At 46.8% G+C, this 14471-nt stretch carries 11 protein-coding genes and 1 tRNA gene; 3 read left to right on the forward strand and 9 right to left on the reverse strand.

The annotated features are described in order from the left end of the window. The 3 genes from AC9UH7_RS00005 to AC9UH7_RS00015 all read left to right on the forward strand — a co-directional run. A partial coding sequence (locus AC9UH7_RS00005) for a branched-chain amino acid ABC transporter permease (protein WP_509593369.1) occupies positions 1 to 920 on the forward strand: 920 nt, incomplete at its 5' end. Further along, positions 907 to 1761 carry an ABC transporter ATP-binding protein gene (locus tag AC9UH7_RS00010; protein WP_509593372.1) on the forward strand — a complete coding sequence of 285 codons (855 nt, stop codon included), beginning with the start codon at positions 907 to 909 and terminating at the stop codon, positions 1759 to 1761. The genes AC9UH7_RS00005 and AC9UH7_RS00010, both read left to right, overlap by 14 nt. 3 nt (positions 1762 to 1764) lie before the next feature. Beyond that, positions 1765 to 2502 carry an ABC transporter ATP-binding protein gene (locus AC9UH7_RS00015; protein WP_509593375.1) on the forward strand — a complete coding sequence of 246 codons (738 nt, stop codon included), beginning with the start codon at positions 1765 to 1767 and terminating at the stop codon, positions 2500 to 2502. A gap of 77 nt (positions 2503 to 2579) precedes the next feature. Here the strand turns inward: AC9UH7_RS00015 and AC9UH7_RS00020 are convergent, their stop codons facing one another. From AC9UH7_RS00020 to AC9UH7_RS00060, 9 genes are all read right to left on the reverse strand, one after another. Then, a complete protein-coding gene (locus AC9UH7_RS00020; RefSeq protein WP_509593378.1) occupies positions 2580 to 3806 on the reverse strand; it encodes an ABC transporter substrate-binding protein in 1227 nt (408 codons plus the stop codon). Positions 3807 to 3990: 184 nt separating this feature from the next. Further along, positions 3991 to 4566, reverse strand: a complete 576-nt coding sequence (locus AC9UH7_RS00025; protein WP_509593380.1) for an ANTAR domain-containing response regulator — start codon at positions 4564 to 4566, stop codon at positions 3991 to 3993. 54 nt (positions 4567 to 4620) lie between these two features. Next, positions 4621 to 4693, reverse strand: a tRNA-Leu gene (locus AC9UH7_RS00030). Positions 4694 to 4709: 16 nt separating this feature from the next. Beyond that, complete coding sequence (pyk, locus tag AC9UH7_RS00035; protein WP_509593383.1) at positions 4710 to 6149, reverse strand: pyruvate kinase; 1440 nt, start codon at positions 6147 to 6149, stop codon at positions 4710 to 4712. A 9-nt stretch (positions 6150 to 6158) separates the two neighbouring features. Then, on the reverse strand, positions 6159 to 7613 hold the full coding sequence (locus tag AC9UH7_RS00040) for a glutamate synthase subunit beta (protein WP_509593386.1): 1455 nt from the start codon (positions 7611 to 7613) through the stop codon (positions 6159 to 6161). Beyond that, positions 7606 to 12123, reverse strand: a complete 4518-nt coding sequence (gene gltB / locus AC9UH7_RS00045; protein WP_509593389.1) for a glutamate synthase large subunit — start codon at positions 12121 to 12123, stop codon at positions 7606 to 7608. Before gltB ends, AC9UH7_RS00040 begins: the two co-directional genes overlap by 8 nt. 114 nt (positions 12124 to 12237) lie before the next feature. Further along, complete coding sequence (locus AC9UH7_RS00050; protein ID WP_509593392.1) at positions 12238 to 12945, reverse strand: VIT1/CCC1 transporter family protein; 708 nt, start codon at positions 12943 to 12945, stop codon at positions 12238 to 12240. Positions 12946 to 12965: 20 nt separating this feature from the next. Next, positions 12966 to 13769, reverse strand: coding sequence for a prolipoprotein diacylglyceryl transferase (lgt, locus tag AC9UH7_RS00055; protein WP_509593395.1), 804 nt, complete (start codon positions 13767 to 13769; stop codon positions 12966 to 12968). 6 nt (positions 13770 to 13775) lie between these two features. Further along, positions 13776 to 14471, reverse strand: coding sequence for a DsbA family protein (locus tag AC9UH7_RS00060; RefSeq protein WP_509593398.1), 696 nt, complete (start codon positions 14469 to 14471; stop codon positions 13776 to 13778).

The following is a 14471-nucleotide window of genomic DNA, read 5'->3' on the forward strand; positions in this document are numbered from 1 at the left end:
CAATCGGCTTGAATATGCACTTTGGCTATACCGGACTACTTAACTTTGGTCAGGCCGGCTTCCTGGCTATCGGTGCTTACAGTGTTGCCGTTCCTGTTATCTCCTTTGGGTTATCTCTATGGGTTGCTTTCTTAATCGGCATTTTCAATTCAATAGTGTTCGCTCTGCTGCTTGGTGTGCCGACCTTGAGATTACGGGCAGACTATTTGGCGATCGTAACAATCGCATTTGCAGAGATTGTTCGACAAGTTGCTCGCTCAGCAACCTTCAATAGCTCTCTAGGTGGTTCTGATGGAATTACCGGAAAATTCGGAAAAGAATTTTTTGACCTGAATCCATTTAAGGGTGGCCTGACAACACCAATTCTTCGCTTTAATGGCAATGACCTATGGGTGGTAATTACTGGCTGGATTCTTGTAGCAATCATTACCTTCATCATGTGGATTATGGTCAACTCCCCGTGGGGTCGCGTTATGCGCGCCATTCGCGAGGATGAAGATGCTGTTCGCTCTCTCGGTAAGAATGTCTATCTATACAAAATGCAATCATTGATCATCGGTGGAGCTATTGGATCTATTGCAGGCTTTGTATACGCCCTTTCACGACAGTCAGTTCAACCTGATAACTATGGAACAGCGCTAACTTTCTTTGCCTACACAGTCCTGATTTTGGGTGGCGCAGCCCGTGTCTTTGCACCAATAGTCGGTGCCATGATTTTCTGGTTCTTGATTGTGTTCATTGAACAAATCCTTCGAGCAGGCGTTACCTCAAACTTAATTCCAGACTGGCTCATTGGAGTCAATCAGGTTGGACAAATTCGATTCATGCTCATGGGCCTAGGGCTTATGCTGCTGATGATCTTTAGACCACAAGGTATTTTCGGCGACAAGAAGGAGTTGGCACTTGATGCAAGAGCATAACTCCGGCGCAGGCTTTGCCTTAACCTCTGCCCAAACACCAGGATCTTCTAAACCGGACCCAATTTTGGTTGCTGACAACATTGTTCGTCAGTTTGGTGGTTTAACAGCGGTAAACGTTAACCATCTTGAAATCCAGCGCGGCTCTATCACCGCCCTTATCGGTCCTAATGGCGCGGGCAAGACTACTTTTTTCAATCTCCTCACCGGGTATGACTCACCCAACTCTGGAACCTGGAGTTTTAACGGCAAGGCTCTCAATGGAATTCCGCCACATAAAGTAGCTCGCCTTGGAATGGTAAGAACTTTCCAATTAACTAAAGCTCTCTACCGTCTAACAGTTCTTGAAAACATGTTACTTGGCGCAAAGCAACAAAAGGGCGAATCAGTTCTCTTGTCTGTATTCCCTTGGATTTGGCGCGCACAAGAGGAAGCTATCCGAGTAAAAGCGGTATCAATTCTTAAGAACTTTAAACTCATTGACAAGCAAGATGATTTTGCCGCTGCCCTTTCAGGTGGCCAAAGAAAACTTCTTGAGATGGCGAGAGCTCTGATGGTCGAACCTGAAATGGTGATGCTTGATGAACCGATGGCTGGCGTGAACCCTGCGCTCAAGCAATCACTCCTAGAGCACATTAAAGAGTTGCGCAATGAGGGCAAGACCGTGCTTTTCGTTGAACATGACATGGACATGGTTCATGAGATAAGTGATTGGGTAATTGTTATGGCCCAAGGAGAGATCATCGCTGAAGGAACACCATCAACTGTCATGGGAAATGCTCAAGTGATTGAGGCCTACCTAGGCGCCCATCATAATGCCGATCTATCAAGTGAGGAGGCATAGCTCATGGACTCAACTACAAATTCACCATTAGTTTCTGCAAATGATCTAGTCGCAGGTTACCTACCAGGCATCAATATTCTCAATGGTTGCAATCTCTATGCCAATAAGGGCGAACTCGTAGGCATCATTGGTCCTAATGGAGCAGGAAAATCAACCCTGCTTAAGGCCCTGTTTGGACTGGTTAAAGTTCGTGAAGGTAAAGTCACCTTATCTGGTGAAGAGATCACTAACTTAAGAGCAGATCAATTAGTAGCAAGAGGCATTGGCTTTGTTCCCCAAAGCAACAACGTTTTCCCATCATTGACTATTGAAGAAAATCTTCAGATGGGTGCATTCCAGTCACCCCGTCAATTCTCCGAACGCTTTGATTTTGTAACCGACCTTTTTCCAACCCTTGGAACTCGTCGCAAGCAACGAGCAGGTTCTCTCTCAGGTGGCGAACGTCAAATGGTTGCTATGGGACGAGCATTAATGATGGAACCATCTGTTTTGCTTTTAGATGAACCAAGTGCCGGCCTCTCCCCTGCATTACAAGATGAAGTTTTTGTTCGCGTTCGTGAAATTAACAAAATCGGCGTGACTGTGATTATGGTGGAGCAAAATGCCCGTAGATGTTTACAAATTGTTGATCGTGGTTATGTCTTGGATCAAGGAAAGAATGCTTACGAAGGAACAGGTAAGTCTCTATCTACTGATCCTAAGGTCATTGAACTCTACCTCGGCACGCTAGCAAAGAAATAAATTCACTTAAAAATATTTAGACATAAGAATGGCCCGCCGGATAACCGACGGGCCATTCTTACTACTTATTGTGCTAGTTACTCGCCCGCTGGCACATCACCAGAGATGAACTCTGCTGGAAGTGCTACGTACTTGTCGTTAGCTTCGTAAACATACACACCCATTGTTGCGTATGAAGGATCGCCATTATCAGCGAACTCGATTGGACCAGATACACCGTCATAGTCGATGTCCTCGCCCTTTGCGATCAACGCCTTGCAATCAGCAAAGGTTGTGCACTTTGTGCCACCCTTTGAAACAGAGACGAGGTTGTCGCGGATTGTCTTTCCATCCGTTGCTTTACCCTGCTCTGCAGCAAGTGCAATCAAGATAACTGCGTCGTATGACTCAGCAGCGTATGAGTAATCAGTTAGGTTTGGATCTACTCCAAGTAGACGCGCCTGAAGGTCTCCGCCAGCTAATACGCCAGGAAGAGTTCCCTTAACGCCCTTCATGATTCCTGCAGGTAGATCCTTGTAAGCACCGCTTGAAAGGTTTCCATCTACTAGGTATGTCTTAACCTTGTTAGGTCCGATTCCCTGCTTGATAAGCTCAGTGAAAATCTTTGCTGTCTCATCAAAACCGATAATCGCAATTGCATCTGGCTTTGCAGCCTTTGCCTTTGCAACATCAGCTGAGAAGTCTGAAGCCTGTGGGTTGTAAACAATGTTTGTTGATGTTCCGGTGAATGCAGCCATTGCGTACTTAGCAAGACCGTTTCCGTATGCATCATCAAGGTTAAGGATTACAACGTTCTTAGCGCCTTCCTTAGCCATCAACTGTCCAAGAACTGCTCCCTGGAAAGTATCTGAAGGTGCTGAACGGAAGTAGTAACCGTCATCTGCATAGTTTGTGAAATCTGGTGATGTGTTAGCTGGTGAGAAGTGGACAATTCCAGCTCCAGCAATCTTGTCGATTACTGTGAATGAAACGCCAGATGATGCTGCACCAACAATTGCACTTACGCCTGCTGCGATATGTGAGTCAGCAGTCTGCTGTGCGATATCAGTACTTGTATCTCCTGAGTCGCCGCGAATGTGCTCAATATCTTGTCCAAGAACTCCACCTGCAGCGTTGATATCAGCAACAGCTAGATCAACTCCTGCAAACTCTGGTGGCCCAAGGAATGCAAGGCTGCCTGTCTCCGGCAATAACGAACCAATCTTCAGAGGACCAGAAGCTGTTCCTCCTCCACTGCAACCAGCAAGAACTAAGCTGGCAACAGCAGTAGCAACCAAAAGGGTTGCCTTGTTGAATTTCTGCATGTTTTCTCCTTTAGTAGTTCCTATTTCAAAGATATCTAGATGATCTTCAAAAAGGTTCCTCGAAGCATAACTAGCCTTCTTGGAAAGGTAAATACTTTTTTGCAAGGGAGTTTGGGGGCAATATCGTCATTTACCTTGAATCGAACGCGGCGACCTATCTCAAGTATTGGGATTTATCTAAAGGCTACTTATCGGGCACTGCGTTGGGGTTGATGACCGCCTCTGCCACATCCTTCATTGAAAGCCGACGATCCATAGCCGCTCTTTGAATCCAAGAGAACGCCTCTGGCTCAGAGAGATTAAGAGCTTTCATCAAGATGCCCTTGGCTCGATCAATCAATTTTCGTGTTTCAAGTCGATCATGCAGATCTGCTACCTCAGCAGCTAAAGATTTCATCTGAAGGTGTCGACTAATTGCAATCTCAATAGCCGGCATGAGATCTCCAATAGTAAATGGCTTAACCACATATGCCATGACACCTGCATCACGTGCCCGATCAACTAGCTCCTTTTGAGAAAAAGCAGTCAACATCAAAACGGGTGCAATCTCAATGATTTTTTCAGCAGCAGAAATTCCATCAAGAATTGGCATCTTCACATCAAGAATTGCAAGGTCAGGTCTGTGTTCAGTTGCAAGATCAATTGCCTCTTGCCCATTGGTGGCTTGAGCGACAACCTCATAGCCGGCACCTTGCAACATTTCGACAAGGTCCATGCGAATTAACGCTTCATCTTCGGCAACGAGAATTCTCACGCTCATTTTCAGGTGATCCCTTCGTAAGTCGAAGTACATCCATAGAGGATGTTTCTAGTGTGCCCCGAGTCGGATTCGAACCGACACTATGCAGTGTTTGAGACTGCCCTCTCTACCGTTGGAGTACCGAGGCATTTGATGGAGCAATCTTAGCGGTATGCCGCTACTACTCCACCAACTGCATCTCCTACAACGTGAACACGCATCGCGTTCGTTGAGCCAGGAATTCCCGGAGGAGATCCTGCAACAATGACTACATTTTCGCCGATGTGAGCACGGCCAGATTCAATTAACAAGGTATCGGCTTGCTTGACCATCTCATCGGTGTGCTTAACCATTGGGGTTACCTCTGGTTCAACACCCCACGACAAGGCAAGGCGGTTATAAGTACCAACTTCTGGAGTGAAAGCAACAATTGGAATTGGTGAACGAAGACGCGCCATTCTGCGCGCAGAGTCTCCTGATTGCGTAAAGGTCACCAAGTACTTAGCACCAACAATTGCGCCTACTTCAGCCGCTGCGCGAGTAATAGCGCCACCTTTTGTCTTTGGGGTTGTTCGCAACGCGCGGATCATCTCAAATCCACCTTCTTCTGTGCGAGCAATAATGCGAGCCATTGTTGCAACCGCTTCGATTGCAAAAGCACCTACAGATGTCTCACCCGAAAGCATCAAAGCATCTGCGCCATCTAGTACAGCGTTGGCACAATCTGTTGCTTCGGCTCTGGTCGGTGACGAGTTTGTAATCATCGAATCAAGCATCTGGGTAGCAACGATGACAGGCTTTGCCGCTTCACGGGCTAATTCAATACAGCGCTTTTGGACTAGTGGAACTTCCTCAATTGGCATTTCTACTCCGAGATCGCCACGGGCCACCATGATGCCATCAAAAGCTGCGACAATTTCTTCTAGGTTAACGACCGCTTGCGGCTTTTCAATTTTTGCAATTACCGGAATCCGGAAACCAATTTCATCCATGATTGCGTGGACATCTTTAATGTCAGCAGCGTTTCTGACAAAGGAAAGCGCAATAAAATCTGCACCAGCTTTCATACCCCAACGTAGATCTTCTTTATCTTTTTCAGAAAGAGCCGGAACAGAGACTGCAACTCCTGGAAGATTAATACCCTTGCTATTACTCACTGCACCTGGCTGAATAACTTTTGTAACTACATCGTTGCCTTTAACTTCAACAACTTCGACGGTTACCTTTCCATCATCAATGAGAATGCGATCTCCTGGCTTGCAGTCTCCAGGTAAACCCTTGTAGGTAGTTCCAACACGCTCTTTGGTGCCTTCTACTTCATCTGTTGTGATTGTGAAAATATCGCCACGCTCTAAATCATGTGGACCATTAGCAAAACGTGCAAGACGAATCTTTGGTCCTTGTAAGTCAACAAGGATTGCAACCGGCTTACCAGCCTCTTTTGCCGCAGCCCGCACTCGATCTAAACGAGTTTGATGCTCCTCATAGCCACCATGTGAAAGGTTCAGGCGAGCCATATTCATGCCCGCTTCAATGAGCTCCTTAACTTTCTCAGGAGATTCAACTGCTGGGCCCATCGTGCACACTATTTTCGCTCTACGCATGACGTTACCTTAAACCATCAGTGGGCGGTCAGTTGGCGCAATCGGCACTGGAAGTTGCGTGCGTCCAGTGAGATATCTATCAACTTCAGCCGCTGTGCTTCGTCCTTCAGCTATTGCCCACACAATCAGTGATTGACCACGCCCAGCATCACCTGCCACAAAAATGCCTTCCTCGGATGATTGGAAACTCTTATCGCGCTTAATATTGCCACGTTCATCTAATTCAACTTCAAGCTGAGTGAGTAAAGGCGATTTTTCTGGCCCAGTAAAGCCCATAGCCAAGAAGACAAAATCGCACTTAATCTCTTTCTCTGTTCCGGGCACCGGAGAGAATTTTCCATCTTTAAACTCTGTCTCGACTATTTTAATTGCGCGAAGATTTCCATTCTCATCACCTAAGAACTCTTCGGTGCTCACCGCAAACATGCGATTATCACTCTCTTCGTGCGCACTAGAGACTCTATAAATCATTGGGTAAGTAGGCCAAGGTTGTCCAGAGGGACGCTCTTCTGTTGGACGTGGCATGATTTCAAGTTGAGTAACACTTGCAGCGCCTTGACGAGTTGAAGTTCCCAGGCAATCTGCGCCCGTGTCTCCCCCACCCAAGATGACAACATGCTTGCCGTTAACGTTAATTGGAGAAGTTTCTATTTCGCCAAGTGCTTGTTTGTTTCCCCACGGCAAGAACTCCATTGCTTGGTAAATACCTTTGTACTCACGACCTTTAATTGGAAGATCGCGCCACTGCGTCGCACCAACTGCCAACACAATTGCATCATATTTCTTTCGCAAATCAGAGCCCGTCAACTCCATTCCAACATCAACACCTGGGCGAAAACGAGTGCCCTCTTTTTCCATTTGCTCTAAGCGACGATCAAGAATGTGCTTTTCCATTTTGAATTCAGGAATTCCATAACGAAGCAGCCCGCCTATTTTGTCTGCTCGATCATAAACGGCAACTGTGTGTCCGGCTCGGGTTAACTGCTGCGCTGCAGCAAGTCCTGCTGGCCCAGAACCTATGACAGCCACAGTCTTGCCAGTTAGGCGATCAGGTGCCATAGGCTTCACATTGCCCGCATCAAACGCCTCTTCAATGGTGCGCAGCTCAACCTGCTTGATTGTTACCGCATCGCGATTAATTGCAACAACACATGCTGTTTCACATGGTGCTGGACACAGACGGCCAGTGAACTCTGGGAAGTTATTGGTTGCATGTAAGCGCGCAATCGCTTCCTCTTTATCGCCCCGCCAAATCAAGTCATTCCACTCTGGAATCAAGTTGCCAAGTGGGCAGCCGTTATGGCAGAAAGGAATTCCGCAATCCATGCAGCGTCCAGCCTGCTTTTGTAAGTGTTCAAAACTTTGTGGCTCATATACTTCGCGCCAGTCTTGAATGCGAACATCCACTGGTCTGCGAGTTGGAACTTCGCGTGGAGTTGTCATAAATCCCTTTGGATCAGCCATTAGCGGCAACCTCCATCACTAGTGCATCTGCTGGTAATCCTTCACGCACAGCTCTTTCCATTGCAGCAAGCACACGCGCATAATCACGAGGCATGATTAATGAAATCTTGCCAATACTCTTCTGCCAATCCTTCAACAACATAGAAGCTATCTCAGATCCGGTCTCTGCATAGTATGAAGAAATATGAGCCTTAAGAATCTCTTTCTGATCTTCTGGAACAGCTAAGACATCGACCATGTCGGTATTGACGTTGGCCGAATCCAGATCCAAAACAAATGCGCGGCCACCTGACATGCCAGCTGCAAAGTTTCGACCAGTACGACCTAGCACTACGACCGTTCCTCCGGTCATGTACTCGCAGCCGTGATCACCGATTCCTTCAACAATTGCTAACGCCCCAGAGTTTCGAACACAGAAGCGCTCTCCAACAACACCACGAATAAAGATCTCTCCGGCTGTTGCTCCATAGCCAATAACGTTTCCAGCAATTACATTCTCATGTGAAGTAAATGATGCTTTTTCATCGGGACGCACGACAATGCGACCTCCAGATATTCCCTTGCCAACATAATCATTGGAATCACCATATAAGCGAAGCGTTAGGCCTTTAGGAATGAATGCACCCAATGATTGTCCAGCAGAACCATGTAGCGTCACATCGATTGTTCCTTCTGGAAGTCCCTCTGCACCAAACTTGCGAGTGATTTCAGCACCCAGCATTGTTCCCACCGTGCGATTAACATTTCGGACAGGCAGGTCGATTTTTACCGCTTCACTCTTTTGTAGCGCTGCCTTTGAAAGCTCAATCAATGTGTTATCAAGAGCAGCATCTAAGCCATGATCTTGCTTGATGGTGCTGTGCAAAGGACTATCCACATCTGGACGCACCAAGAGTGGCTCTAGGTTTAAGCCTGCCGCCTTCCAGTGGTCAACAGCCTTTCGTGTGTCTAAGAATTCAACATGACCGACCGCCTCAAGAAGGGTGCGGAAACCAAGTTGAGCCAAGATCTCTCGAACTTCTTCTGCAATGTATTCAAAGAAGGTCTCCACAAATTCAGGTTTGCCAGTGAAGTTCTTTCGAAGTTCTGGGTTTTGCGTTGCAACGCCCACTGGGCAGGTGTCTAAATGGCACACGCGCATCATGATGCAACCAGAAACAACTAGTGGAGCAGTTGCAAAACCAAACTCTTCAGCACCTAAGAGTGCAGCAATAACAACATCGCGGCCTGTCTTTAACTGACCATCTGTCTGAACAACAATACGATCCCGAAGTCCGTTAAGGAGCAATGTTTGCTGTGTTTCAGCAAGGCCCAACTCCCATGGTGCGCCTGCATGCTTAAGAGATGTGAGCGGAGATGCGCCAGTTCCGCCGTCATGGCCTGAAATAAGGACAACATCGGCATGCGCCTTAGAAACTCCGGCTGCAACTGTTCCAACACCCACTTCTGCCACAAGCTTCACATGAACTCGTGCATTCTTGTTTGCATTTTTTAGATCATGAATCAATTGAGCTAAATCTTCAATGGAATAAATATCGTGATGCGGTGGAGGTGAGATCAACCCAACTCCTGGCGTTGAGTAACGGGCCTTTGCAATCCATGGATAAACCTTGTTGCCGGGAAGTTGCCCGCCTTCACCAGGTTTTGCACCCTGCGCAATTTTGATTTGAATATCATCACTGTTAACCAGGTAGTTACTGTTAACACCAAAACGTCCAGATGCAACCTGCTTAATTGCAGATCGCTTTGAATCTCCATTAGCCATCGGCAGATAACGCTCTGGCTCTTCGCCACCTTCACCAGTGTTTGATTTTCCACCAAGGCGGTTCATCGCTATCGCTAAAGTTTCGTGAACTTCCGCTGAAACAGATCCATATGACATAGCGCCTGTAGAAAAGCGCTTGATGATCTCACTTATTGATTCAACTTCTTCAATTGGAATAGGTGGGTTCACGCCATCTTTGAATTGGAATAAACCGCGAAGGGTCATCAAACGGGTGCTTTGCTCATTCACGCGATCGGTATAACGCTTAAAGATGTCATAACGCTTATTGCGAGTTGAGTGCTGCAAGGTAAAGACAGTCTGGGGATCAAACAAGTGTGGTTCACCCTCGCGACGCCACTGATACTCCCCGCCTATTGGAAGGCGCTTTGTCCCAGGAACTTCTCCCCCAGGCGGATATGCAACATGGTGTCGAGCGATAGTCTCTTGAGCAATGATGTCGAGTGAAACACCACCAAGTCGTGAAGTTGTTCCCACGAAATATTCATCGACAACTTCTTGTGAAAGACCAATAGCTTCAAAAACTTGCGCTCCGGTGTAGGAAGCAATTGTGCTAATACCCATCTTGGACATCACCTTAAGCACGCCTTTACCAAGACTCTTGATGAGGTTCTTAACAGCCTTTTCTGGGGTGATCCCAGAGATGACGCCTTGTAGCACTAAATCTTCTGCAGATTCCATTGCAAGGTATGGATTAACACATGCAGCGCCGTAACCAATCAGAAGTGCAACATGGTGAACCTCTCGCACATCACCTGCTTCAACGACAAGTCCAACCTTGGTGCGAGTTTTTTCGCGAATCAAGTGATGGTGCACGGCAGATGTAAGAAGCAGAGATGGAATGGGAGCATTCTCGGCATCGCCGTCACGATCAGATAGAACAATAATACGAGCACCATCATTGATCGCTTGCGATACTTCTGCCTTAATCTCATTGAGGCGATCTCGCAATGAGTCTCCCCCATCGGCAATACTGAACAGGCCGCGAATCACATGTGCGCTAAGACCTGGATAATCTCCATCTGCATTAACGTGAATAATTTTAGCGAGCTCATCATTGTCAATGACAGGAAATGCCAATGAGATCTGACGACAACTACTAGGGCCTGGATCAAGCAAGTTATGTTCTGGCCCCATAGAGGTGCCAAGACTTGTCACTAGTTCTTCGCGAATTGCATCCAAAGGAGGATTTGTTACCTGTGCAAATAATTGTGAGAAATAATCAAAGATTAAACGTGGCTTTTCTGACAATGCCGCAATAGGAGTATCGGTTCCCATTGATCCAAGTGCTTCCATGCCACTCTTTGCCATTGGTGTAACAAGAATGCGAAGTTCTTCTTCGGTATATCCAAAGGCGCGCTGGCGTCTAACAACAGATGAGTGTGGATAGACGATGTGCTCACGAGATGGAAGATCACTGAGCTTGACCATTCCGGCATGCAGCCACTCTTTATAGGGGGCCGCATTTGCCAATCCATCTTTAATTTCGCCATCTTCAATAATTCGACCTGCTTCAATGTCTACTAAGAACATTTTTCCAGGCTGCAAGCGACCTTTACGTTCAATGTTTTCAGCTGGAATATCAAGCACGCCAACTTCAGATGCAAGGACTACTAGTCCATCTTTTGTTACCCAGTATCGTGAAGGGCGCAAACCATTTCGGTCTAAAACCGCACCTACTTGATGGCCATCGGTAAAGGTCACGCAGGCTGGGCCATCCCATGGCTCCATCATCGAAGCGTGGAATGCATAGAAGTCTCTTCGGTTCTGCGGCATCGATGCGTGGTTTTCCCAAGCTTCAGGAATCATCATCAACACTGCATGCGGCAGTGATCGTCCACCTAAATACAAAAGTTCTAGAACTTCATCAAAAGATGCAGAGTCTGAGCCTGACATCTCCACAATTGGGAATAAACGTTTCAAGTCACCAGGAATAACATCACTAGCAAGTAAAGATTCGCGAGCGCGCATCCAATTGCGATTTCCTTTGACTGTATTGATTTCACCATTGTGGGCAATAAAACGATAAGGGTGAGCAAGGGGCCAGGAAGGAAAAGTGTTGGTTGAAAAACGAGAGTGAACTAATGCAAGAGGCGAAACTACTCGCTCATCAGATAGTTCAGGGAAAAACTCTTCTAACTGCCCCGTTGTAAGCATTCCTTTATAGACAATTGTTTGGGAGGACAGCGAAGGGAAATACAGATCAAGTGCGTGCTCAGCCCGCTTTCGCAAACAAAAGGCAAGGCGATCTAATGCAATTCCAGTCTCGCCATTCTTGCCTGCAATAAACAACTGCTGAAAATCAGGCATCACTGAAAGAGCGGTCTTACCTAGTGAACTGGAATTAATCGGAACTTCGCGCCAGCCAAGAACAACTAATCCCTCTTGTTCGGCTATTTTTGCGATGTCACTCTTTACATCTGCCCCTTGAGCCACAAATGCAATACCTGTTGCATATGCATTAGCTGCAGGAAGTTTGAAATCAACTACAGCCTGAAAATAGGCATCTGGGATGCGAATTAAGATTCCTGCACCATCACCACTGTCTGGTTCAGCCCCTGACGCCCCACGGTGTTCCATGTTGCGTAGTGCTGTTAATGCTTTGGCAACAATCTCATGAGTTGGAATTTTGTTAAGGGTGGCAACCATCGCAACACCACAAGCATCATGTTCTTGGGCAGGGTTATAGAGCCCTTGTGCTTGTGGATAGTTGGATGCAAGTGCCATGCGCGATGCTCCTACGGGATGATCCTGAGTGTGGAGGGACATCCTTGGCCCGAGCGTGCTTAGTGCGAAAGCGTAGCAACAAGTAGGTAAAAGAGAAGGCTCAGAATGGGCTAATTAGATGCCTGAAATATTGGCTAGTTGACCAATTCCAGCGGTAATCGCCATACCCAAGCATCCACCGATCAAGACCCGCACGGTCGGTGCCAAAACTTTTGACCCCGAAATCTTGGCACTGACAACGCCGGTCAGAACTAAGCCTCCCAAGGTGAAGGCAACAATGCTCCACACTTTGGTGTCTAGGGTTGGAGCAAAAGCGCCTGCAAATGGGATCAACCCACCACTAGTGAAAGCAATTGCGGATGCGATCGCGGCCTGAACTGGTCTGGCCTTAGTGTGTGGATGTTGGCCAAGCTCATCTCTTAGGTGTGCCTCTAGTGGATCTTTGCGGTGCATCTCTAAAGCAACCTGTAGTGCAAGTGCAGGAGTTAGTCCACGATTGATATAAATATGTTGTAGCTCCTGCAGTTCACCATCTGGATCTGCTGCAAGATGTTCAATCTCCAAGAGGCGATCAGATGCTTCCACATCATTTTGTGAGCGCACAGAAACATATTCACCCACTGCCATTGACATAGCACCTGCGGTAATTCCAGCGATTCCGGCCGTTACAAGAAAATCATTTTTTCCTGCTGCTGCCACACCCACCATTAGCGATGCGGTTGAGACCAAACCATCATTTGCACCAAGGACAGCAGCGCGCAGCCAACCAGCACGATGAGTGCGGTGTTCTAGGTTTCGCTTGTGAACCTCTTCAAGTGCCATTTAATTAGCCTACCTGAAGGCTATGCATTCTTTCTTGAGCCACGAGCGAAAATGAGCGCAGCGCCAATACCGACAATCACGCTCACCCACACATTCACACGCAAGCCAGCGATCGTATTTGCAGAATCTATGCGGATGAGTTCTATGAAGAATCTGCCCACGCAATATGCAAATACGTATGCGGCAAAAACCTGTCCAGACTTTAGTCCCTTGCCAAATTTGATCAAGATAACTGCAACAACAACACACCAGATCGCTTCATACAAAAATGTCGGATGAAATGATTCAAATTGGCTGTAGCCAGCGGGGCGATATCTAGCGGGAACTTCTAGCGCCCACCAAGTATCCAAAGGACGTCCAAACAACTCCCCATTAAACCAATTACCAAATCTGCCAATAGCTTGAGCAAATAAGATTCCAGGGGCTAAGGCATCAATAAATACCGCAAAAGATGGGAGCTCTACTTGTTTTGCCAGCATCCGATATCGAATATACGCACCCAATAGCCCTAGAGATATAGCACCCCATATCCCTAATCCACCTTGCCAAATTTTTAACGCATCTAATGGATTTCCGTTTGAACCAAAGTATTCAGCCGGTGAGGAAATAACATGGTAAATACGACCACCAATCACACCAGCTGGAACAGCAGTGATGGCAACTTCAGAGACAACGCCTTTGCCAAGTGGAGTTGCCGCGCGAAACCTTCTATCGCCCAACCATATGGCTATTGTGATTCCAGTGATGATGCAGAGTGCGTAGTAGTGAATTGTTACAGGACCGATTTCCAATGCCGATTGCGTTGGCGTTGGAAATGCGATCAACAACTTCTAGTTGCCTTCAATAAGAGCGCGTAATCCATCTGGACTAGGGTCTGAGACCTTGATTCCGTCAATGAAAACTGTTGGAGTTCCCTGAACTCCATATTTAGACATTGATTCGGAATTTGCTTGCACAAGGTTGACCTTCTGGCCATCAGTCACGCACGTAGCGAATTTTTCTGAAGTTATTCCAACTTTTTTTCCAATGGCTATCAAAGTTTCATTGCTCCAAAAACCAGAGTTTTCCAATGGTGATTGAACCCGATACAAAGCCTTGTGGAAATCTAAATATTGGCCTTCATCTGCAGCACAAAATGACGCATTAGCCGCGCGCACTGACTCATCACCCAAGAATGAAAGAACGTGGAATCGAACTGTAGCTTTCTTCTCACGAACTAAAACATCAATATACTCGCCACTTACCTCTTCAAAAGATTTACAGGCAGGGCATTGAGGATCTTCCCAAACATCAACAATTTTAGCTAAACCTGGATTAAAGGTAATTGCAGATCCACTTTCCACATCAATTGTGGAGGTAATTGCACCCTTTGACTCGAAACCATCAAGGGCAGCAAGAGATTCATTTTCCTTGTTATTTTGACTAATCATTGAAAAAAAGACACCTGATGCAACAACCAACAAAACCATCGCAATCACGATCCAGCGAGTTACGTTGTCACCGCTCTTGACTTGCTGCTTAGCCAT

Source organism: Candidatus Planktophila sp. (assembly GCF_044348745.1).
In the GTDB taxonomy this organism is placed as follows: domain Bacteria; phylum Actinomycetota; class Actinomycetes; order Nanopelagicales; family Nanopelagicaceae; genus Planktophila.

Bases quoted from the DNA above. Each gene is read 5' to 3' on its own strand.
- AC9UH7_RS00010 (WP_509593372.1), top strand. From the start codon at position 907: ATGCAAGAGCATAACTCCGGCGCAGGCTTTGCCTTAACCTCTGCCCAA.
- AC9UH7_RS00015 (WP_509593375.1), top strand. From the start codon at position 1,765: ATGGACTCAACTACAAATTCACCATTAGTTTCTGCAAATGATCTAGTC.
- AC9UH7_RS00020 (WP_509593378.1), bottom strand. From the start codon at position 3,806: ATGCAGAAATTCAACAAGGCAACCCTTTTGGTTGCTACTGCTGTTGCC.
- AC9UH7_RS00025 (WP_509593380.1), bottom strand. From the start codon at position 4,566: ATGAGCGTGAGAATTCTCGTTGCCGAAGATGAAGCGTTAATTCGCATG.
- pyk (WP_509593383.1), bottom strand. From the start codon at position 6,149: ATGCGTAGAGCGAAAATAGTGTGCACGATGGGCCCAGCAGTTGAATCT.
- AC9UH7_RS00040 (WP_509593386.1), bottom strand. From the start codon at position 7,613: ATGGCTGATCCAAAGGGATTTATGACAACTCCACGCGAAGTTCCAACT.
- gltB (WP_509593389.1), bottom strand. From the start codon at position 12,123: ATGGCACTTGCATCCAACTATCCACAAGCACAAGGGCTCTATAACCCT.
- AC9UH7_RS00050 (WP_509593392.1), bottom strand. From the start codon at position 12,945: ATGGCACTTGAAGAGGTTCACAAGCGAAACCTAGAACACCGCACTCAT.
- AC9UH7_RS00060 (WP_509593398.1), bottom strand. From the start codon at position 14,471: ATGGCTAAGCAGCAAGTCAAGAGCGGTGACAACGTAACTCGCTGGATC.